The 18,967-nt window shown below is 69.6% G+C and carries 19 protein-coding genes and 1 pseudogene; 9 read left to right on the top strand and 11 right to left on the bottom strand.

Annotated features, from left to right (window positions below):
* Window positions 1-16: 16 nt before the first annotated feature.
* A complete protein-coding gene (locus tag ABD793_RS17210; protein WP_344861014.1) occupies window positions 17-448 on the top strand; it encodes an Lrp/AsnC family transcriptional regulator in 432 nt (143 codons plus the stop codon).
* 7 nt (window positions 449-455) lie between these two features.
* Here the strand turns inward: ABD793_RS17210 and ABD793_RS17205 are convergent, their stop codons facing one another.
* Together ABD793_RS17205 and ABD793_RS17200 are read right to left on the bottom strand one after the other, a co-directional pair.
* Window positions 456-959: a GNAT family N-acetyltransferase gene (locus ABD793_RS17205; RefSeq protein ID WP_344861012.1), complete on the bottom strand. Its 504-nt coding sequence runs from the start codon at window positions 957-959 to the stop codon at window positions 456-458.
* Window positions 960-1,130: 171 nt separating this feature from the next.
* Window positions 1,131-1,544 (bottom strand): MarR family winged helix-turn-helix transcriptional regulator, encoded by a 414-nt coding sequence (locus ABD793_RS17200; protein WP_344861010.1) that lies wholly within the window; start codon window positions 1,542-1,544, stop codon window positions 1,131-1,133.
* 52 nt (window positions 1,545-1,596) lie between these two features.
* Here ABD793_RS17200 and ABD793_RS17195 point away from each other — a divergent pair, with 52 nt between their 5' ends.
* The gene (locus ABD793_RS17195) at window positions 1,597-2,490 is read left to right on the top strand and encodes an SAM-dependent methyltransferase (protein ID WP_344861008.1); all 894 of its coding nucleotides are present in this window, start codon (window positions 1,597-1,599) and stop codon (window positions 2,488-2,490) included.
* Between the two features lie 406 nt (window positions 2,491-2,896).
* On the opposite strand, the pseudogene ABD793_RS17190 reads toward ABD793_RS17195, so the two are convergent.
* Together ABD793_RS17190 and ABD793_RS17185 are read right to left on the bottom strand one after the other, a co-directional pair.
* A pseudogene (locus ABD793_RS17190) lies at window positions 2,897-3,872 on the bottom strand (FAD-dependent monooxygenase).
* 69 nt (window positions 3,873-3,941) lie between these two features.
* Window positions 3,942-4,811: a DUF4097 family beta strand repeat-containing protein gene (locus tag ABD793_RS17185; protein WP_344861006.1), complete on the bottom strand. Its 870-nt coding sequence runs from the start codon at window positions 4,809-4,811 to the stop codon at window positions 3,942-3,944.
* Window positions 4,812-5,248: 437 nt separating this feature from the next.
* Here ABD793_RS17185 and ABD793_RS17180 point away from each other — a divergent pair, with 437 nt between their 5' ends.
* The gene (locus tag ABD793_RS17180) at window positions 5,249-5,950 is read left to right on the top strand and encodes a GNAT family N-acetyltransferase (RefSeq protein ID WP_344861059.1); all 702 of its coding nucleotides are present in this window, start codon (window positions 5,249-5,251) and stop codon (window positions 5,948-5,950) included.
* A 428-nt stretch (window positions 5,951-6,378) separates the two neighbouring features.
* Here ABD793_RS17180 and ABD793_RS17175 read toward each other — a convergent pair whose 3' ends face one another.
* The 3 genes from ABD793_RS17175 to ABD793_RS17165 form a co-directional block, all read right to left on the bottom strand.
* Window positions 6,379-7,029 (bottom strand): TetR/AcrR family transcriptional regulator, encoded by a 651-nt coding sequence (locus tag ABD793_RS17175; RefSeq protein WP_344861003.1) that lies wholly within the window; start codon window positions 7,027-7,029, stop codon window positions 6,379-6,381.
* Window positions 7,026-7,868: an SDR family NAD(P)-dependent oxidoreductase gene (locus ABD793_RS17170; RefSeq protein ID WP_344861001.1), complete on the bottom strand. Its 843-nt coding sequence runs from the start codon at window positions 7,866-7,868 to the stop codon at window positions 7,026-7,028. Before ABD793_RS17170 ends, ABD793_RS17175 begins: the two co-directional genes overlap by 4 nt.
* A gap of 87 nt (window positions 7,869-7,955) precedes the next feature.
* Complete coding sequence (locus tag ABD793_RS17165) at window positions 7,956-8,795, bottom strand: alpha/beta hydrolase (protein WP_344860999.1); 840 nt, start codon at window positions 8,793-8,795, stop codon at window positions 7,956-7,958.
* A gap of 167 nt (window positions 8,796-8,962) precedes the next feature.
* On the opposite strand from ABD793_RS17165, the gene ABD793_RS17160 reads away from it, so the two are divergent.
* From ABD793_RS17160 to ABD793_RS17150, 3 genes are read left to right on the top strand one after another with little or no spacing between them, the layout of a single operon-like run.
* Window positions 8,963-9,733, top strand: a complete 771-nt coding sequence (locus tag ABD793_RS17160) for a thioesterase II family protein (RefSeq protein WP_344860997.1) — start codon at window positions 8,963-8,965, stop codon at window positions 9,731-9,733.
* Complete coding sequence (locus tag ABD793_RS17155; protein WP_344860995.1) at window positions 9,726-11,300, top strand: acyl-CoA carboxylase subunit beta; 1,575 nt, start codon at window positions 9,726-9,728, stop codon at window positions 11,298-11,300. The genes ABD793_RS17160 and ABD793_RS17155 overlap by 8 nt, the downstream gene beginning before the upstream one ends.
* Window positions 11,300-11,485 (top strand): acyl-CoA carboxylase subunit epsilon, encoded by a 186-nt coding sequence (locus tag ABD793_RS17150; RefSeq protein WP_344860994.1) that lies wholly within the window; start codon window positions 11,300-11,302, stop codon window positions 11,483-11,485. Before ABD793_RS17155 ends, ABD793_RS17150 begins: the two co-directional genes overlap by 1 nt.
* 404 nt (window positions 11,486-11,889) lie before the next feature.
* Here the strand turns inward: ABD793_RS17150 and ABD793_RS17145 are convergent, their stop codons facing one another.
* The 3 genes from ABD793_RS17145 to ABD793_RS17135 are packed head-to-tail and all read right to left on the bottom strand — an operon-like array spanning window position 11,890 to window position 14,946.
* Window positions 11,890-12,543, bottom strand: a complete 654-nt coding sequence (locus ABD793_RS17145; protein ID WP_344860992.1) for a response regulator transcription factor — start codon at window positions 12,541-12,543, stop codon at window positions 11,890-11,892.
* Between the two features lie 22 nt (window positions 12,544-12,565).
* Window positions 12,566-13,693 (bottom strand): sensor histidine kinase, encoded by a 1,128-nt coding sequence (locus tag ABD793_RS17140; RefSeq protein ID WP_344860990.1) that lies wholly within the window; start codon window positions 13,691-13,693, stop codon window positions 12,566-12,568.
* Window positions 13,684-14,946, bottom strand: a complete 1,263-nt coding sequence (locus ABD793_RS17135; RefSeq protein WP_344860989.1) for a nucleotide disphospho-sugar-binding domain-containing protein — start codon at window positions 14,944-14,946, stop codon at window positions 13,684-13,686. The genes ABD793_RS17140 and ABD793_RS17135 overlap by 10 nt, the downstream gene beginning before the upstream one ends.
* Window positions 14,947-15,188: 242 nt before the next feature.
* On the opposite strand from ABD793_RS17135, the gene ABD793_RS17130 reads away from it, so the two are divergent.
* Both ABD793_RS17130 and ABD793_RS17125 read left to right on the top strand, forming a co-directional pair.
* Window positions 15,189-16,124 (top strand): proline iminopeptidase-family hydrolase, encoded by a 936-nt coding sequence (locus ABD793_RS17130; protein ID WP_344860987.1) that lies wholly within the window; start codon window positions 15,189-15,191, stop codon window positions 16,122-16,124.
* Window positions 16,117-17,073 (top strand): ACP S-malonyltransferase, encoded by a 957-nt coding sequence (locus ABD793_RS17125; protein WP_344860985.1) that lies wholly within the window; start codon window positions 16,117-16,119, stop codon window positions 17,071-17,073. Before ABD793_RS17130 ends, ABD793_RS17125 begins: the two co-directional genes overlap by 8 nt.
* Here ABD793_RS17125 and ABD793_RS17120 read toward each other — a convergent pair.
* The gene (locus tag ABD793_RS17120) at window positions 17,066-17,311 is read right to left on the bottom strand and encodes a phosphopantetheine-binding protein (RefSeq protein WP_344860983.1); all 246 of its coding nucleotides are present in this window, start codon (window positions 17,309-17,311) and stop codon (window positions 17,066-17,068) included. The genes ABD793_RS17125 and ABD793_RS17120 overlap by 8 nt on opposite strands.
* 132 nt (window positions 17,312-17,443) lie before the next feature.
* On the opposite strand from ABD793_RS17120, the gene ABD793_RS17115 reads away from it, so the two are divergent.
* Entirely contained in the window at window positions 17,444-18,967 is a 1,524-nt protein-coding gene (locus ABD793_RS17115) for an AMP-binding protein (protein WP_344860982.1), read from the top strand.

Below are 18,967 nucleotides of genomic sequence, written 5' to 3'. Positions count from 1 at the left end.
CGAGCCGGGTGGACGAATGGCGGCGGCCCTCGACGAGGTCGACCTGAAACTCATCGCCGAACTGAAGGCGGACGGGCGGGCGTCGATGCGTGCGCTGGCCGAACGAGCGCACATCTCGCGCGCGGGCTGTTACACGCGCGTGGAGCGGCTGCACCGGGAAGGCGTGATCACCGGATACGCCGCGGTCACCGACCCGCGACGGCTCGGACAGGGGCTGGCCGCGTTCGTGTACCTGAAGGTCACGCAGAACAGCTGGCGGACGGTCAGCGCCGCGCTGAAGCACATCCCGGAAATCGAACACGGCGGCCTGGTCTCCGGGGACAACGACCTGATCCTGTTCGTCCGCACCCGCGACGCGGACAGCTTGCGGGACCTGGTTTTCGAGCGCCTGCAAGCCATGCCGGACGTGCTCTCGACGCACACTGTGCTGGTGTTCGACGAGCTGTGACCCCTCCTCAGGCCCCGGCGCGTTCCTTCACCAGGTACACCGCATGCTTGATGTGCCCGGCGGCTTGGCCGGACTGCGGCGTGATGCGGTAGCCCGCGCGTTCGTACATGGTGATGTTGCGCTTGCTCGCCGCACCGGTGAACAAGGTGAACCGCCGTAGTGTGTCCGGCGCCTGGCTCTCCGCGTACGCGAGCAGGAACCGGCCAAGCCCGCGCCCGGCGAGATCGGGCGCGACCATCAGCCGGCCGACCTCCCACCCGCCGTGCTCCTCGCGGGCACGAACGGCCCCGACCAGCCGCGGCCCCTGTCGCACCACCCAGCCGTGCCAGGTCCCGATGGACTCCCGCAGATCGGCCAGATCCTCGTGCAGCGCGGGGATTTCCGTGGTGTTGTTGAGCAGCGCTTCCTGCATCCAGCAGCAACGCTGCAGGACCAGCAGTTCCGCCGCATCATCGAGGGTCGCCGGGCGCAGCCGCGTATCGGGCAGGCCGAGCAGTTCGTCAAGCTCCACCCGCCCTGTCTATCCGCTACGGCACCGGATGTGCAACGAACTTGTGCCCGAAACAGGGCACGAGCTTCGGGTGGGTTCGCATGCTGCGTGGCACGTTCTCCACGTTCTCGCCAGCTGGACGGCATCGGCGTCGTCCAGCAGAGATTCCGGCTGCCGGGTTTGGGGTGCGCGTTACGGCAGGAGGAGCTGGGCGAGTTCGTTCAGCAGGGCGGTCGCTCGCCGGGCGGTCGCGGGGTCGCTGACCGCGTTGGCGAGAGTGTCGTCGATGTGGCGGGCGGCCCGTCGGCCGATCGCGTTCAGGGTCTGGTCGGCGGCTCGGACGCGGGTGCGGCGTCCGTCGGCCGGGTCGGGTCCGGTGGCCAGCACGCCCCGCTGGGCCAGGCGGGCAACCGAGGCGGACACGTGGCTTTGCACGAAGCCGGTGCGCTGGGCGATCTCGCTGACCGAACTGTCCGGATGGGTGAGCACGTCTTCCAGGACGGCGGCTTCTCCCGGCGTGAGGGCGAGGTCACCGGGTTCGCCGGTCGCCTGGCGCGACAGTTCGATGAGTCGCCGGCCCAGTCGGTGTAGTTGCCCGCCGTCCATGTCCCCAAGGATACATCGCTGGCGAAACATCTCTGACGATGTATCGTTGGCGATGAAGATTGCTCAGGTCGAGGGAGGAGTGGTGACCATGGCGGCGGACCGGCGGGGACCGCTGGGCGGTGTGGGCAAGACCGCCCTGGGCGTGGCGGCAGTACGGGCGCGGGAGAGCCGCCGACCGGATCGGCTGTTCGACGATCCGTACGCCCAGGCGTTTCTGGACGCCGCGCCGGGCGTGCTGCCGGACGAGCCGGTGTCGGCGCGTGAGCTGGCGGAGTGGGGGCCGATGGCAGCGTTGGGCACGGTGTTCCATGCCCATGGCGTGCTGCGTACGCGGTTTTTCGACGACTACCTGCTGGCCGCGACGGCAGCCGGGTGTCACCAGGTGGTGCTGCTGGCCGCAGGCCTGGACACCAGGGTGTTCCGGCTGTCCTGGCCGGATGGGGTGCGCGTGTTCGAGGTGGATCTGCCGGAGGTGCTGGAGTTCAAGCAGCTGGTGTTGGCCGAGCAGGCGGCCGGTCCTCGATGTGAGCGCGTGATCGTGCCGGCGGACCTGCGCGGCAGATGGTGCTCGACGTTGGTGGCGGCCGGCTTCCGGGAGCCAGTGCCGACCGCGTGGCTGGCGGAGGGCCTTCTGGTCTACCTGTCCGCCGAGCAAGCCGCCAGGCTGCTCACGGCAGTCAGCGAACTGTCCGCTCCCGGCAGCCGGCTGGCATTCGAGCAGGGCGGGATGGCGGCCGAATCGTTGCCGGCGCGGGCCCGCGCGATGCCGGCGATGGCTGAGTACGCCGCGTTGTGGCGGGGCGGACTTGGCGTCGACGCGCCGAGCTGGCTGGCTGAACACGACTGGTGCGTGCACACCCACGACCGCGCCGCACTCGCCGACTCCTACGGCCGATCCGACCCGAAGGCGGCCGGCGGCGGCTTCCTGACCGCCATCCGCACCTGATGGTTCTCGGCGACTGCACTATCGCGAGATGCCGGTGCGTGCCGTGTCGCCGGGAAATTCGCACAAGACGAGTTTCTCGGCGGATTCGATTCCGTTGCGCGGGATAATGCCCGTCTCGGCGTAGCCGGCTGCGGATGGCCGGTATGTCGTAGGCTTTGTCGGCGTGGAATTGGTCAGTACGCCAATTTCCTGGCCCGGACGGCGCGGTCGGCTCACCGGCGATCAGCCGCGGCAGGACTTCGAGTATCGCGTCAACGAGCGGTCCGCGTCCGTGCCGGGTGGCGCCCACCGGATCTCCACGGTCGCCATGGTGCGGGATCTTCCGACTCCAACCAAGGTTGAAGTCAAGCAGGCGAAGAAATGCCGCAGTGACGATCAGGGAGCACGGTACGCCGCGCGCGTCCCCTCAGCGGGGCTGGAAGAACTCGAGCATTCGCCGCCCGGCGTCCGGTGCCGACAGGAGTTCCTGTATTTGCGCGGAATGCCTGCCGGCGGCACTGGTGCGTTCGAACATCTCGCGTTCGTACTCCTCGACGGCGGCGGGGAAGTCGTCCGGGTGGGCGCGGCCAGGTCAGGCCGACCGGGAGAGTGCTGATCGATCGCGCCGCGACGGTACCGTCGCAGGCGGCGATCAGCGTGCTGAACTGTGCGTGCCAGCCGGCAAGCCAGTCTTCGGCGGTGTGGTGGAAGCTGAGGTAGACGCGTACGCGACCGTCGCCATTGCGTTGCGCGGTAAGGGATTGTCCGTTGCCGCGCGCCCAGTAGCTGCCGCGCCCGACCATCGCCGCCAGATCGGGGTGGGTGCGGTCGATATCGGGAATGCCGAGTTCGAACGCGTGCTGGCCGGTGTGCTCCGGGCGGGCGTCGGTGAGCAGCGCGCGGACGCGGGACTCCGCGCCGACCAGCAGGTCATACGTCGCGCTGCTGCCGTCGGCGAACTGCAGCACCCCGTCGCCGCCGGAGCGGTACGCATGTCCCCAGCGCGCCACGCCTTCGGGGAGTGAATCCAGCAACAGATCGCGCAGATCGGCCCGGTCGAGCTCAGGCCGAACGGCCGGGGCGTCGTCGGGGGTGTCCTCCTGTAGCAGCAGCGTGCCGTCCGGGTCGAGGAGACGCAGGTCCTGGCCTTCGCGGCGGGCAATCGCGTGGAACCGGCCGATCAGGCCGGCCTCGCGCAACGCCCGCTGTCCGGATTGGATGTCGAGCATGCCGCCCTGACCGCGCGCGGTACGAGACGATTCACGTTCGTACACAACGGAGTCGATGCCCTGCACATGCAGCACACGGGCGAGCGCCAGTCCGCCGAGCCCGGCTCCGACGATGGCGACAGTCGTCGTCGTGGTCACCTCCGATTCGCCTGGAGACCCGGGCCGTCGGGCCATGTCGGCCACCGGAACCCGGCTACCGCACCAGATTGCCCGCACGGCGCACCCCGGTTGGCCGAACGTCGGCTAGCCGAAGTCCAGGCTCGCCGACGCCGAGTTCAGGGCGAGCGTGATCCGATGCGCGCCGGCCGGATCGTCCGGCACCGTACTGTTCAACTCACTGCTGTCAGTGGTGCTGACCACGTGATACGCCGATTGCGGCACGGTGATCCCGAGCGAGCCGGAACTGACCGAGGCGGACACATCCTGTGCGCTGGCCATGCCCAGCGTCACTTCGGCGGAGCGGAGATCCAACGTGGCAGGGCCGCTGATGCCGTGCGCGACCACGGTGCCGGAACCGCCGTGCACAGACAGCGGACCGTGCACGTTCTGCGCAGTGAACTGGCCGGAGTCCACGGTTGCGTCGACCGGACCGTCGACATTGGTCACGTTGGCGGCCGTCGAACCGGCTTCGAGCTTGACCGCACCGGAAATCTGCTGGATGTCGACGGTGCCGGAACGCGCGCTGAGATCTACCGGACCGATGCCGCGAACCAGCGCGTTGCCGGAGTTCAGCTCTCCGCTGAGCGCGGTGCTCGCAGGGACGGTCACGTCGTAGGTGACCAGGCAGCGCGGCACGGTGCAGCCGCTGAGCTCGACGGCGTCACCGGCCACCCGCCAGGTGCCGCTGCCGGGATCGGTGTCCTGGTAGTGGACGGTGCGGTGCACCGAGGTCGTGGCTCCGGCCTGCACCTTCAGCTGCATCTGGCCGGACAGGCGCAGTCCGGTGATGTGTCTGCCGACCGGACCGCCGTCCTCGTATTGCTGGTAGCCGGGACGATCCGGGTCGGCGGAAGGTGCCACGCCGCCGGTGCTGTCGGCCGGGTCGCACGCAGTCAGCGCCAGCACCAGCAATACCGGGCCGGCCCGTGCCACTGCGTGCTGCCTTGTCACCATGCGCTCCTTCTGCCCGCTCGGGGCCAGCTTAGGAGTGGGCGCCGGGACCGGTCCCCGGCGAGCGCACCGCACGAACCCGGAGCGAACTCCGTGCCGAACGGACTGCGCACGGTGACCATCCGCCCTGTCCGGAGTGTCCTTAGTGGACACGAGCGTGCCCACCCCGGGATCGCCTGCGGATCCCCGCCGGCACCATCGATTTCGTACCCGTCCGGACGGTGCAGGAAGGTGCAGCCGAACGGTTGGTTGCCCACGGCTGCGCTGCTCGGCACGTGCTTCTCAGTGGGCGCTGCCCGGGACGTCAAACGTCATTGCGGACCGGTTCGTGCCTCGTTGTCCCGTTCACGATGTGAGAGCCGGTGGCCGCACCCCGGCGGACGAGCGCATTCTGATGTTCTCGACCCTTTTCCCGGATCCCGATCGGCAGGCACGCAGTGATCAGGTCGCCTCTCGGCAACCCGGCATGGGCCGCACTGGACGGTCCGCACGCTCCCTTCGCGGAACGAAAAGGCCAAGTGCTGCGCTACCCGCCGGACGTCTCTCCGTTCCACGCCGTGCCGGACCAGCCGGATGCTGCGGTATGGCAGGACCTCGCGGACCTGACGGGCCCGGCCACCGCGGTGACCGTGGTGGGCGGAGTCGACCTGCCGCTGCCGGACGGCTGGACGGTGGTGGCGGAAACGCCAGGGGTGCAGATGGAAGGCTCGGCGCTCGTCGAACGCGGTGCGGCGGAGCCCGGAGCCGATCCGGAGGTCGTCCGGCTGACCGGGGCCGACGTGCCGGAAATGCTCGATCTGGTGGCGCGCACCCGGCCGGGCCCGTTTCTGCCGCGCACTTCGGTACTGGGGACTTACCTGGGCATCCGCCGCGGCGGTGCGCTCGTGGCGATGGCAGGGGAGCGCATGCGACCGCCGGGATGGACCGAGGTCAGCGCGGTGTGCACGGACCCCGCTTTCCGCGGCCACGGACTGGCCGGACGCCTCGTGCAGGCAGTCGTGACCGGCATCCGCAGCCGCGGGGACCAGCCACTGCTGCACGCCGCAGCATCGAACACCGACGCGATCCGGCTGTACGAACAGCTCGGCTTCCGCCTCAACCGCACCGTGCGCTTCACCACCTACCGCACCCCGGAGAGCTGACCGGGGCCAGGACGTTTCCTCGAAGCCGGAGGAGCGGGGCGGCAGGGTCGATCGTGGCGTGGGTAGCGGGTGGTGGTCTTGTCGGAGCGGGTGGCGTTGGCGCGGGTGGGAACGGATGGTTCGGCTGGAGCAGCCCGTGTCCGGCAGCGCCCTGTTCGGCCGGGCCGGCGGAGGAGACTAGGAGCTGTCCGGTAAGTCATCGGAGCCGGAGCACGGTGGCGGTGAGTTGGGCCCGTTGGCAGGCGGTTCGTTGGGCGGGTGGCCGGATCGCGGAACTGTTCGAGCCGGTTGAAGCAGTGTCCGTCAGCTCGGCCTGGTCACAACTACCGGAACTGCTTACCGGGCGAGGCCTGGTCACAACTACCGGAACTGCTTACCGGGCGAGGCCTGGCCACCGTCGGTCGGTGCCGGAGGGCAGGGATGGGCGGTCATCGGCGGGTGGTGGGTGCGATTGCCTTCGTGATGGCGGGGTCGATGCCGGTGTGCGGGTCGAGGGTGGTGACCTTCTGCAAGGTGGCGGTGAGCGCGGCGGCGGCCAGGTCGGCGAGCGTGGTGATGGCGAGGTCGCGGTTTTCGATCCGGTCGACCATCAGTTCGTCGAGGTAGCCGACCCAGCCGCGCAGGGCGGCGCGCAGGGTTGCCGGGGGGTTCGTGACGCCGGTCGCGTGCAGTACGCGGAGGGCGCCTGCCCAGCGCGTTTCGTCGACGAGCTTGCGGAGGTCGGGGTCGGCACCGAGGCCGCCGCGCATGATGGCGAGGAATCCTGAGGCGTGGCGGTCGATGTAGGTGATGTGCTCGACCAGTGCGCTGTGCAGCTGCTCGAGCGGGGTATCGCCGCGGGGCGGTTTTTGGTGGTTGGCGGTGATTTCCGCGGCGATTTGCTTCATGACCGCGAGGTACAGGCCGCGTTTGTTGTCGAAGTGGTGTGCGATCAGCCCGTAGGCGACATCGGCGGTCCTGGCTATTTCCGTCGTGGTGACCTTCTCGTAGGGACGCTCGGAGAACAGTAGGCGAGCCGCGTCGATGAGCCGCCCGCGACGGTCGGTGTCGGCGTTGCCGCCGGCGGCAACGGGGTTCACGGGCGGCACCAATCCGTCCCCGGCTCAGCGTCGTCGAGCATCCGGCGGGTGTCGACCCGGGTGGCGGCGAGCGCGGCGACGAGCCGGCCGACAACCGGCACTTCCAGCGGTGCCCGCGAGTACCCGGGATGCACCACCCTGGTCCTGCCGCGTTCGAGGGCACGAACGATCGCGGCGGCCATCGCCTCCGGCGAGATCGCCGGCAGCGTCGGTGGCGGCGATCCCTTCCACGGCAGTTCGTCGATGTCCCGCAGCGCGGTGTCGGTGCTGCCGGGCACCACCTCCACGACCCGGATCCCGGTACCGGCCAGTTCCAGCCGCAGTGCACTGGTGGCCCGCGCCAACGCGGCCTTGGACGCCGCGTAATAGCCGAGCAGGGGGATCGGGATCGCCTGCACGGTCGAGGTGGTGTTGACGATGACCCCGCGCCCGGCGGCCCGCATCGCCGGCAGTACCGCCTTGGTCAGCGCCAGCGGGGTCCACAGGTTCGTCTCGAACACCGCCCGTGCCTGCTCGTCGTCGGCGGCGACCGCCTGTGCCGCGGTCATGTTCGCGCCGGCATTGTTGATCAGGAGGTCGATGCCGCCGAGCGTGGCCAGGGCGCGCTGCCCGAGTTCCGCGGCGACACCGGGTACCGCCAGGTCGGCAGGCAGCACCCGGGGACGCAGATGTCCCGCGTCGGCGATTTCCTCGGCCGCCTCGTCCAGCAGTTCGGTGCGCCGGGCGGTCAGCGCGAGCACCGCTCCCCGTTCGGCCAGCCGCACCGCCAGCGCCCGCCCGATCCCGCTGGATGCGCCGGTCAGCAGCACCCGCGCGCCCGACACCGTCCGCCGCCGCATGTCCCACCTCCTGCGTTCCGTGCCAGCGTGCCGACTGATTGATAATCAGTCAATACCGCGGGGACTGTGCAGGACGGTCCGGGGCGGCTACCGGGCCGGGACGCTCGCGGCGAGGATTTCCGCCAGTGGCCGTGGACGCAGCAGCGGGTCGATGTGGCCGACCGCGAGGGAGTGCACGTCGAACGGGTTGCCCGGGGTGAGTGCGTCGGCCTCTTCGATGAACCGGTCCTGCAGTGCGATCGGCAGGCTGGTGTCGCCGGTCAGCCGGACGTAGGTGTGCGCCGTGGTGCCCCAGGTGTCGGCGGCGGCCCGATCGGTGCCTGCGTCGAGTGACTCGTCCGGCTCCATGGTCGCGAGGAAGGCGAGCAGTTCCGCGTCGGTGCCCTCGACCACCAGCGCCCGTTTCAGCGCGGCGAGCTGGGCGGGATCGGTGGTGCGCCAGTTCATCCGCTGGGCACCGAGCCGGTGCGGATCGCCGACCAGCACCGTGGCCGCTTCCGTCAGCGGCTCCGACTGGAAAGCGGGTTCGGCCGCGTAGCCCGCGAAAGTACTGTCCACACAGCACCACGCGGATACGTAGACGATCCGCTCCAGCAGCTCCGGCACGGCATTCGCGACGCTGGTCAGGGTGAACCCGCCCCGGCTGTGCCCGACCAGCACGACGGGTCCGTGCTCCCGGGCCTGCCGGACCAGGCCGATCACCTGCGCCGTCGCGTCCGCTTGCGTGACCCCGGCCATCGGCGACGGTTCCTCGGCGAACGCAGCCAGGTCCTGGGTGTGGTAGGCCGTCGAGAACCCGGCTGCACCACGTCCGGGAAGGTCGACGCCGAGTGAACGATGTCCGAGCAGCGCCAGTTCCCGCTGCAGCGCGGTGAAGCACCGGCTGCTCGTGTGCGAACCGGGTACCAGGATGAACGTCGGTGACATGCGGGCGATCCTCGCACAGGAACCGGGCGGTCACGACCGGATTCCGCGCCGGCGCCGGTGCGGCACTGGGGCCGTTAGGGGTCGTTGTGGCGCGGTGCTCGTGGTTAACGTGGCCCGTCGAGACGAAGCCGGGTCGTCCCCGATCCGGCCGAGGGAAGGGCGCGGAGATGACGGCTGGCGCGGACATCGACGACGAAAGCTGGTTTCGTCGCTTCCACCCCTCGCCGGGGGCGGAGGCGAGGCTGGTGTGCCTGCCGCACGCCGGTGGCTCGGCTCCGTTCTACTTCCCGGTGTCGAAGGCGCTCGCGCCTGCGGTCGAGGTGCTGGCCGTGCAGTACCCGGGCAGGCAGGACCGCCGGCACGAGCCGTTCCTGACCAGTATCGACGCGATTGCCGAGCGGATTGCCGCGCTGCTGCGCGGCAGGGCCGACCTGCCGCTGGCGTTGTTCGGCCACAGCATGGGCGCGATGGTCGCCTTCGAGGTGGCCCGGCGGCTGGAGGACGCGGGCAACCGGGTGACAGCGCTGTTCGTGTCCGGTCGCCGGGCGCCGTCGCGGCACCGCGACGAGAACGTGCACACCCGCACCGACGACGGAGTACTCGACGAACTGCGCCGGCTGAGCGGTACCGAAATGGATCTGCTCGGTGACGACGACGTGGTCCGGATGATCCTTCCCGTGGTGCGCAACGACTACCGCGCGGTGGAGACCTACCGGTACCGGCCGGGGCAGCCGCTGGCCGCGCCGGTGGTCGCGTTCACCGGCACCGACGACCCGGTGGCGTCGGTGGACGAGGTGCGCTCGTGGGGCGAGCACACCGCGGCGGAGTTCGAGCTGGTACCGCTCGCGGGCGGGCACTTCTTCCTGACCCGCCACCAGGATGTGATTCTCCGCTATCTGGCCGATCGGCTTGTCGACAGGGGGCGTGTCCATGTCTGAGGCACCGGTTGCCGAGGCAGCATTCGAAAATCGGCTCGGGGAGCTGCGGGAGACCAAGGAGGCGGCACGGCGCGGACCCGACGACGCCGCAACCGCCCGGCAGCACAGCCGCGGCAAACTCACCGCACACGAGCGGATCGAGCTGCTGCTGGACCCCGGCACGTCCACCGAACTCGAAGCGCTGCGGCGGCATCGCGCGACCGGCTTCGGGCTCGAGCACCGCCGGCCGTATTCCGACGGGGTGGTCTGCGGCTGGGGCACTGTGCACGGTCGCACCGTTTTCGTGTACGCGCACGACTTCCGCATTTTCGGTGGTGCCCTGGGTGAGGCGCACGCGCAGAAGATCCACAAGGTGATGGACCTCGCCGCGGCTGCGGGAGCGCCGCTGGTGTCGCTCAACGACGGCGCCGGCGCGCGTATCCAGGAGGGCGTCACCGCGCTGGCCGGATACGGCGGGATTTTCCAGCGGAACACGCGTAGTTCGGGGGTCATCCCGCAGATCTCGGTCATGCTCGGGCCGTGCGCGGGCGGTGCGGCCTATTCCCCGGCGCTGACCGATTTCGTGTTCATGGTGCGGGAAACCTCGCAGATGTTCATCACCGGCCCGGACGTGGTGCAGGCGGTGACCGGCGAGCAGATCACGCAGAACGGCCTCGGTGGTGCCGACGTGCACGCGTGCACCTCCGGGGTGGCCGCGTTCGCCTACGACGACGAGCGTACCTGCCTGGAAGACGTGCGGTATCTGCTTTCGCTGCTGCCGTCCAACAACAACGAGGCACCGCCGGTGGAGCCGACCGGCGATCCGGCCGACCGGCGTACCGATCGGCTGCTCGAGCTGGTGCCGACCGATGCGGCACGCGCCTACGACATGTGCGCGGTGATCGAGGAAGTCGTGGACGACGGCGAATTCCTCCAGGTGCACGCGGGCTGGGCGACCAACGTGGTGTGCGCACTCGCCCGGCTGGACGGGCACGTGGTCGGGATCGTGGCGAACCAGCCGGCCACGCTCGCCGGGGTGCTCGACATCGAGGCCAGCGAAAAGGCGGCCCGGTTCGTGCAGACCTGCGACGCGTTCAACATCCCGCTGGTGACGCTGGTGGATGTGCCCGGTTTCCTGCCGGGGGTGGACCAGGAACACGGCGGGATCATCCGGCACGGGGCGAAACTGCTGTACGCCTACTGCAACGCGACCGTTCCGCGGGTGCAGGTGATCCTGCGGAAGGCCTACGGCGGGGCGTACATCGTGATGGACTCGCGGTCGATCGGCACGGACGTCTCGCTGGCCTGGCCGACGAACGAGATCGCGGTGATGGGTGCCGAGGGTGCGGCGAACGTGATCTTCCGCCGCGAGATCAACGCGGCGGACGATCCGGAAACGGTGCGGCGGCTGAAGATCAAGGAATACCGGACCGAGCTGATGCATCCCTACTACGCGGCCGAGCGTGGCCTCGTCGACGACGTGATCGAGCCGGCCTGCACCCGTGAGCTGCTGATCCGCTCGCTCGCGATGCTGCGTACGAAGCACGCCGACATCCCGGCGCGCAAGCACGGAAACCCGCCGGTCTGATGGCGGAGCCCGCGATCCGCATCGTGCGGGGCAACCCGGACGACGTGGAAGTGGCGGCCCTGGTCGCGGTGCTGTCGGCGCTGGGCGCCGGAACACCGCGATCGGCGCCGCCCGGATCGCCGGTGCCGAAGCCCCGGAAGCCGGTGCGCTTCGTCCCGGCGACCAGCTGGCGGATGGCCCGCTGAACCCGGAAGGCGCCCCGGACCGGAAGGACGGCTGAGACCGGACAGCCCGCTGTGATCGGCGGGTTGGCTGAGAGCGGCTGGCTTGCGGTGATCGGGATGAGCCGCTGTGGTCGGGGAGGTTCGCCGGGTGGGCTGGCTTGTTGTGTCTGAGGAGGCTCACTGGATTGGCTGGCTTGCGGTGATCGGGATGGCCCGCCGTGGTCGGGGAGGTTCGCCGGGTGGGCTGGCTTGCTGTGCCTGAGGAGGCTCACTGGATCGGATGGCCTGCCGTGCCCGGGGAGGCTCGCCGGACCTGGACCGGACTGCCCGCCGACGGCGGACGCCCGGTTCGTGGAAACCCCCAGAGCAGGGCCGCAACCCACCCGTGGCCCGGCAACCGGCGCCCCGGCTTGCGTGCCGGTGCGTCAGGCCTTGACGGCGGTGCGGTCCAAATAGGTCAGCACTGCGCGGATGCGGCGGTTCTCGTCGCGGCTGGCTTCCAGGCCCAGTTTCGCGAAGATGTTGCTGATGTGGTTTTCCACCGCGCCCTGGGTGATCACGAAGGCCTTGGCGATGGCCGCGTTCGACAGGCCCTGCGCCATCCTGGACAGGACTTCCGTCTCGCGGGCGGTCAGGCTGTCCAGCGGGTCCCGGCTGCGCGACAGCATCTGGGCCACCACGTCCGGGTCGATGGCGGATCCGCCGCCTGCCACGCGACGGACGGCTTCCAGGAAGTCCGCGACATCGGCGACGCGTTCCTTGAGCAGGTAGCCGACGCCGGAACTGCCTTCGGCGATCAGGTCCACCGCGTAGCTGCCTTCCACGTACTGCGAGACCACCAGCACCGGCAGTCCGGGGATCTCCTTGCGGGCAGCCAATGCCGCGCGCAACCCCTCGTCGGTGAAGGTCGGGGGCATCCGGACGTCGGCGATCACCAGGTCCGGCTGGTGCTCGCGGACGGCGCCGAGCAGAGCGTCGCCGTTGTCGACGGCGGCCGCGGTTTCGATGCCGACATCGGCCAGCAGGCTCTGCACCCCCGCGCGCAAGAGCACGGAATCCTCGGCGATCACCACACGCATGGTCGGGCCTCCAACACGAAAATCACCAGCGGACAGGAAGATCGGCGCGCACGACGGTCGGTCCGCCTGCCGGGCTGACCACGGTCAGCACGCCGTCGATCGTGGCGGCGCGGTCGGCAAGGCCGGCCAAACCGCCGCCAGGGTGTACTGAAGCACCGCCGTGGCCGTTGTCCATGATTTCGACGACCACGGTGTCGTCGTCGCGGGTCACGCGCACCGAAGCGCGGTCGGCACCGGCGTGTTTGGTCACGTTGGTGAGGGTCTCGCTCACGATGAAGTACGTCGTCGTCTCGACCGGTGCGGGCGGGCGCGGCTGCACCGTGACCTCGACGTCCACCGGGATCGGCATCCGCGCGGTGAGCGAGGACAGTGCCGCGTCGAGACCGCGGTCCTGCAGCACCGGTGGGTAAATGCCACGGGCGAGGTCACGCAGTTCGGAGACGGCCAGCTTTGCGTCGGTGTGTGCCGCGCCGATCAGGTCGCGCACCGAGGAGGAGCCGGAGAAGTCTTCGGAGTCCAGTTTGAGCTGCGCCCGGCCGAGACTCATCGCGACGGCCACCAGCCGCTGCTGGGCACCGTCGTGCAGGTCCCGTTCGATCCGCCGCCGCTCGGCTTCCACCGCGTCGACGCCGCGGGCCCGCGAATCCTGCAGTTGCTGGGTACGAGCCTCCAGCTGCGAAGTGCGGTCCGGCCCGAGGAACGACGAAGCGAGTGCGGCGTGCATGGTCCCGATCCGCGGTGCCACGAAGATCCCGAACGGCGGCACCGCGATCGAGACCACACCGGCAACGAATTCCACGATCCCCAGCGGAAAAGCGATCAGCACGAAGATCAGCGCACGCCACGTCGCACGGTCGAGCAGCCGCGCCTGCCACAGTGCGAGCAGACCGGGTGCGTGCGGACGGCGGAGGATCGGTTCGGCGATGGTGACTCGCAACATCTTGCCTGCCCACTGCCGTTCGAACGCGGCGAACCCGTGCATCAGCGAGGTCGAGACGAGCAGGATCGGGATGCCGATCCACAGCATCGTGGTGCCGACGCCGACCAGCATGGTGACCAGCACCAGCACGAAGGCCGCGAGCCGGATCGGGAAACTCACGAGGAGGAACCCGATCGCGCGGATCGTGGGCGGCCGCGGCGTCACCGGCATCCCGCGATCCGTTCCAGTTCCGGCACGAGGTCGCCGAGCGTCGGGGTGGCCAGCATTTCGTCGCGCACTTCGAGTGCGCAGTCCCGGAACGACGGCTCCTCCAGCAGCCGGCGCAGCTCGGTGCGGACGCTCGTCGCGGTCACGTCCGCCAGATCGAGCAGCAACCCGTTGCCCCGCTTGACCTGCGCCACCGCGGAGCCGCGTTCGCTCCAGGTGGTCCCGGGAATCACCAGCTGTGGCACACCGTTCACCACGGCGTTGCCGATCGTCGCCCCGCCACCCTGGTGCACGATCGCCGAGCACGAGGCGAGCAGTTCGTTCATCGGCACGAAATCCACCGCGCGCACGTTGTCCGGAACGGACCGTACCGACGCCAGCTGGCTCTCGTTGAGCGTGGCCACCACCTCGATGTCGAGGTCGGCGAGCCCGTCGAGCAGATCGCCGACCGAGGTCTCCTCGACGCCGAGCACCTGCCGGTTGGAGATGCCAAGGGTCAGCATCACCCGCGGCCGCTGCGGGCGCCGCAGCACCCAGTCCGGAATCGCCATCGGCTTGTTGAGCGGCACGAACCGGGCAGGCAGGTAGTCCACGTCCACGCCGTCGTAACGCAGGTACGACGGATGGCAGTCGATGGTCGCGGTGCCGTAGCGCAGTGCGTCGTCGTAGTCCGCGCCGAACCGGCCGACCGCAGCGGACATCCAGGTCACGAACGGATCCGGGCTGTCGTCGTCGGGCCGGCTCGCCCGCAGATCGCGGTACTGCGCACCGATCCGGGCAGTCTGGTCGGCCGCGTACATCATCCGCAGGTGCGCCGCGCCGATCGCCTGCGCGACGATCGGTGCCGCGTAGATCATCGGGTCCCACACGATCAGGTCCGGCTGCCAGTGCCGGGCGAAGCGGACGAGTTCGTCGAGCAGCGCGTCCGGCGTGGTCCAGCGGAACACCTCCACCCAGTGCTCGTACACGGTGCGCACGTATTCGTCGGTGTAGCGCTCCGGACGGCTTTCGGAAATCCGGAAGTCGCCCTGCATCGCGTTGTTCCCGTCGATCTGCAGCTGGCGGTGGCGCGCGATGTCCAGTTCGGCGCCGAACCACATCGCGTCGAGCCCGGTTTCGGCGAAGGAGGCGACCTCGCGTGGATTGCGCTGGCCGACGAACCGCACCTCGTGCCCCGCCGCGGCCAGCGCCCAGCCGACCGGAGCCATGCTGTAGACGTGCGTCCTCGTCGGGAAGACCATCAGCATCACGCGCATCGCGGTTCTCCGGGGTGTTCGCTCGGGCGGGTTTGTTCGGCCACCGGGGAAACGGTAGGGCCGGCGGGCGCTGCAGCCGACCCGGCAACGCCCGGGTAGGGGCCCCTCAACCGCAGGCCCGCCGACCGGATTCAGACCGGCTTTAGCCGCCCCTTAGGGGCTGGCCGCGACGCGGCCGTGGCGGATAGACAGGTAACCGGTCCGGAGTGCACCGGACGAGGAACACGAGCGAGGTGATGAGGATGGCCGTGGCACCCACCACGAAGGGCTGGGTCCCGTTCGGCGAGTACCGCACGTGGTACCGGGTCACCGGGGTGACCGGGGGTGCGCTGCCCGCCGTCGTCGTGGTGCACGGCGGCCCCGGCAGCACGCACGACTACCTGCTTGGCCTTTCCGAACTGGCCCGGCACGGTTTCCCGGTGGTCCACTACGACCAGCTCGGCAGCGGCGGCTCGACCCGGTGCCCGGACGAGGGCGCGGACTTCTGGACGCCGGAGCTGTTCGCCGACGAACTGGACAACCTCGTGTACCGGCTGGGCATCGAGGACAACTACGTCCTCTACGGACAGTCGTGGGGCGGGCTGGTCGTGGCCAGGCACGCGGCGCAGCGCCCGGACGGGCTGCGCGGCCTGGTGATCGCCAATTCGCCTGCCTCCTACCAGCTGTGGCGCAGTGAGATGGACCTGCTGCGGGCGCAGCTGCCGCCGGGGGTCGACGAGGGACTGCGTGCGCACGAGGCCGCGGGCACCACCGGCAGCCAGGAGTACTTCGACCTGATGCGGGTGTTCTACGACCGGCACGTCTGCCGGGTGCTGCCGTGGCCCGCCGACTACCTCGCCTCGTTCATGGAGATGGCCGACAACGGCACGGTCTACTCGGTGATGAACGGACCGAGCGAATTCACCGTCACCGGCACGCTCAAGGACTATTCGGTGATCGACCGCCTCGAGGACATCGAGGTGCCGACGCTGCTCATTTCCGGCGCGCACGACGAGGCCACCCCGGCCACCGTGCAGCCCTATTTCGACCGGATTCACGACGTGCGCTGGGAAATCCTGCCGGAATCCAGCCACGTCCCGCATCTGGAGGAACCCGAACGGTTCCACGAGGTCCTGCTGGGATTCCTGCGGGACGTCCACCCCATCCCCGCCGAAAGCGAGGTCGCCAGTCATGGATGAGGCAAGCCGATCCGGTTCGGCGGTCGTGTTCCCCGGTATGAGTCCGTGCCGGTTCGCCGATTTCGGCAAGTTTCTGCTGATCAACCCGTTTGCGCGCAGACTGATCAAGGAGGCGGACGCGCGCCTTGGCTATTCGCTGGTCGACCGCTTCCGGGAAACCGAGGGCGACTACTCCGAATACGCCCAGGTCGGGTTCATGCTGACCTGTGTCGCGCTCGCCGAATGGGCGGAGCAGGAATACGGGATGAGCCCGGACTACTGCACCGGACCGAGTTTCGGCGAGAAACCGGCCAGCGTGTACGCCGGCGCGCTGTCGTTCCCGGACGCGGTGTGGATGACCGCACAGCTCGCGCGGTGCCTGGACGAGTTCTTCGCCACCGAGTACACCGACGTGGTCACGCACTCGTTCGTCCGCACACCGGAGGAGAAACTGCGTGCCGCGCTCACCGAACTCGACGGGCGCGGCGAATGGTCGGACATCTCCTGCTACATCGACCACGACTTCTACATGGTCTCGGTGCGGGAGCGGAACCTGGAGTGGCTCAAGCAGACCGTGCGGAGCATGGGTGGATTGTCGTTGTACACCATGCGTCCTCCGCTGCACTCGCGTGCGTTCGGCGCACTGCGGCGCAAGGCGGAGGACGAGGTGCTCGGTGACCTCGGCTTCCACGATCCCCTCCTTCCGATCGTCGCCGATCAGGACGGTTCGATCCTGCGCTCCGGTGCCCAGGTCCGCACGATGCTGCTGGACAGCATCGTCGAACCGCTGCGCTGGCCGGACGTCGTCTCGTCACTCGAACAGCTCGGTGTGCGCAAGCTCTGGGTGGCCGGTCCGGACACGCTCTTCGGCCGGGTCCGCGCGACCACCAGCCGGTTCGAGGTGACCACGATCAACCCGCGCCTTGCCCTGCAGCCTCGCCGTCGCGGCACCGGCCCGCGGGTCAGCTAGCCGGCTGCAGCTGCGACAGCGTGGCCCAGAGCCGTCCGGGGTTCTCGAACGTCTCCAGGTTCAGCGCGTCGTCGGAGAACCGGACCTGGTAGGTCTCCTCCAGTACGGCCAGCAGTTCGACGGTGGCGAGCGAGTCGAGGCCGTACTCCCTGAGCGGGGTCTCGGCGGTCAGTGCCTCGTCGGCGGGCAGGAACGGGAGGAACGGACGAAGGGTCTCGTCGAAGGAACTGTCCCACATGGCTACTCCGGTGGCTGGATCGGACACGGGACCAGGCGGGGAAACCGACCGCCCGGTTCGGTTTTGGACTCTACCTCGTGCCGCCGTCCCGAAGCGACGCGCCGGCACCCCTATTCACCGCGGAGGACGATGATGGACCTGAGCACCATTCCCGGGCTGCACGCGCGCTTCCTGCGCGGGCTCGCCCTTTCCGAGAACGGCACCGCGGTGTCGGTCGGCGGGCAGACGCTGAGCTACCGGCAACTGCACGAGCGGGCCCTGCGCTGGGGCGGTGCGCTGGCCGAATCCGGCGCGCGCACGGTAGGGGTGCTGGCGGGCAAGGGAGTCACCGCCTACGCCGGGATCCTCGCCGGCCTCTACTCCGGCGCCACCGTGGTCCCGCTGCGGCCGGACTTCCCGGCGGCACGGACCGCGCAGATGGTCGAAGCCGCCGGGGTCGACGCGCTCATCGCCGACGAACGTGGTCTCGCGCTGGTTCCGGAGGTCGGGGCCGGGCGGACCGTGCTCGCCCCGGAATGCGGGGCGAGCAGCGGCGTGCTGCGTCCCCGTGCGGCACAAGCACTGGTGGCGCCGAAGGAAGTGCGATCCACCGACACCGCGTACGTGCTGTTCACCTCGGGCTCCACCGGACGGCCGAAGGGCGTGCGGATCGGGCACAGCGCCACCGAGCACTACTTCGGCCTGCTCGACGACCGGTACGATTTCAGCCCGGACGACGTGTTCTCCCAGACGTTCGATCTGAACTTCGACTGCGCGATGTTCGACCTGTTCTGTGCTTGGGGTGCCGGGGCCCCCGCGGTCGTCCTGCCCGGCGCGGCTTATCGCGACGTCCCCGCGTTCATCGCCGAGCACGGGCTCACCGTGTGGTTTTCCACGCCGAGCGCGATCGACCTGGTGCGCCGGACCGGACGGCTCACCCCGGGTGCGGCGCCGGGCCTGCGGTGGAGTTTCTTCGCCGGCGAAGCGCTGACCGTGCGCGACGTAGCCGACTGGCGCGTGGCGGCCGGAAACTCTGTGGTGGAAAACCTGTACGGACCGACCGAAGCGACCATCACTGTCGCCGGATACCGGTGGGACGACGAGAAGACCCCGCGGGTGGCAGTGAACGGCGTGGTGCCGATCGGTGCCGTGCACGACGGTCACGAGTACCTGCTGCTGGAGGAAACCGAAGCGGGGGAAGGCGAACTCGCCATCGCCGGCCCGCAGCTGACGCCGGGCTATCTCGATCCGGCCGACGAGCGGGGACGGTTCCTGCAGCGCCGGGGACGGCGTTTCTACCGCACCGGTGACCGCGTGCGCCGGCTCGGCGGCGACGAGCTGGCCTACCTCGGCCGGCTCGACTCGCAGGTGCAGGTGCTCGGCTGGCGCGTGGAACTCACCGAGGTGGAGCACGCGCTGCGGGACTGCGGAATCCCGGACGCGGTCGCGCTCGGTGTCACCGGGGCAGGCGGCACCGAACTGTTCGTCTTCTACACCGGCGGCGAACGCCCGGTGATCGAACTGGTGCGAGCACTGCGCGCGGTACTGCCGGAGGGGGTGATCCCCCGGCACTACCGGCACGTGGCCGAATTCCCGCTCAACGCCAACCGAAAGATCGACCGGAAGGCGCTCGCCGCCCGCGCCGCCGAACTGCTGGCCCCGGTGCCGGTCGGCTGA

Origin of the sequence: Amycolatopsis ultiminotia (assembly GCF_039536925.1) — a bacterium.
Taxonomy (GTDB): Bacteria; Actinomycetota; Actinomycetes; order Mycobacteriales; family Pseudonocardiaceae; genus Amycolatopsis; species Amycolatopsis ultiminotia.
This window is presented reverse-complemented; position numbering and strand designations above follow the sequence as displayed.

Excerpts from the sequence above, each read along its gene's own strand:
- ABD793_RS17210 (WP_344861014.1), top strand. The coding sequence starts at position 17 with ATGGCGGCGGCCCTCGACGAGGTCGACCTGAAACTCATCGCCGAACTG.
- ABD793_RS17200 (WP_344861010.1), bottom strand. The coding sequence starts at position 1,544 with ATGGACGGCGGGCAACTACACCGACTGGGCCGGCGACTCATCGAACTG.
- ABD793_RS17195 (WP_344861008.1), top strand. The coding sequence starts at position 1,597 with ATGAAGATTGCTCAGGTCGAGGGAGGAGTGGTGACCATGGCGGCGGAC.
- ABD793_RS17185 (WP_344861006.1), bottom strand. The coding sequence starts at position 4,811 with ATGGTGACAAGGCAGCACGCAGTGGCACGGGCCGGCCCGGTATTGCTG.
- ABD793_RS17170 (WP_344861001.1), bottom strand. The coding sequence starts at position 7,868 with ATGCGGCGGCGGACGGTGTCGGGCGCGCGGGTGCTGCTGACCGGCGCA.
- ABD793_RS17165 (WP_344860999.1), bottom strand. The coding sequence starts at position 8,795 with ATGTCACCGACGTTCATCCTGGTACCCGGTTCGCACACGAGCAGCCGG.
- ABD793_RS17160 (WP_344860997.1), top strand. The coding sequence starts at position 8,963 with ATGACGGCTGGCGCGGACATCGACGACGAAAGCTGGTTTCGTCGCTTC.
- ABD793_RS17155 (WP_344860995.1), top strand. The coding sequence starts at position 9,726 with ATGTCTGAGGCACCGGTTGCCGAGGCAGCATTCGAAAATCGGCTCGGG.
- ABD793_RS17150 (WP_344860994.1), top strand. The coding sequence starts at position 11,300 with ATGGCGGAGCCCGCGATCCGCATCGTGCGGGGCAACCCGGACGACGTG.
- ABD793_RS17145 (WP_344860992.1), bottom strand. The coding sequence starts at position 12,543 with ATGCGTGTGGTGATCGCCGAGGATTCCGTGCTCTTGCGCGCGGGGGTG.
- ABD793_RS17140 (WP_344860990.1), bottom strand. The coding sequence starts at position 13,693 with ATGCCGGTGACGCCGCGGCCGCCCACGATCCGCGCGATCGGGTTCCTC.
- ABD793_RS17135 (WP_344860989.1), bottom strand. The coding sequence starts at position 14,946 with ATGCGCGTGATGCTGATGGTCTTCCCGACGAGGACGCACGTCTACAGC.
- ABD793_RS17130 (WP_344860987.1), top strand. The coding sequence starts at position 15,189 with ATGGCCGTGGCACCCACCACGAAGGGCTGGGTCCCGTTCGGCGAGTAC.
- ABD793_RS17125 (WP_344860985.1), top strand. The coding sequence starts at position 16,117 with ATGGATGAGGCAAGCCGATCCGGTTCGGCGGTCGTGTTCCCCGGTATG.
- ABD793_RS17120 (WP_344860983.1), bottom strand. The coding sequence starts at position 17,311 with ATGTGGGACAGTTCCTTCGACGAGACCCTTCGTCCGTTCCTCCCGTTC.
- ABD793_RS17115 (WP_344860982.1), top strand. The coding sequence starts at position 17,444 with ATGGACCTGAGCACCATTCCCGGGCTGCACGCGCGCTTCCTGCGCGGG.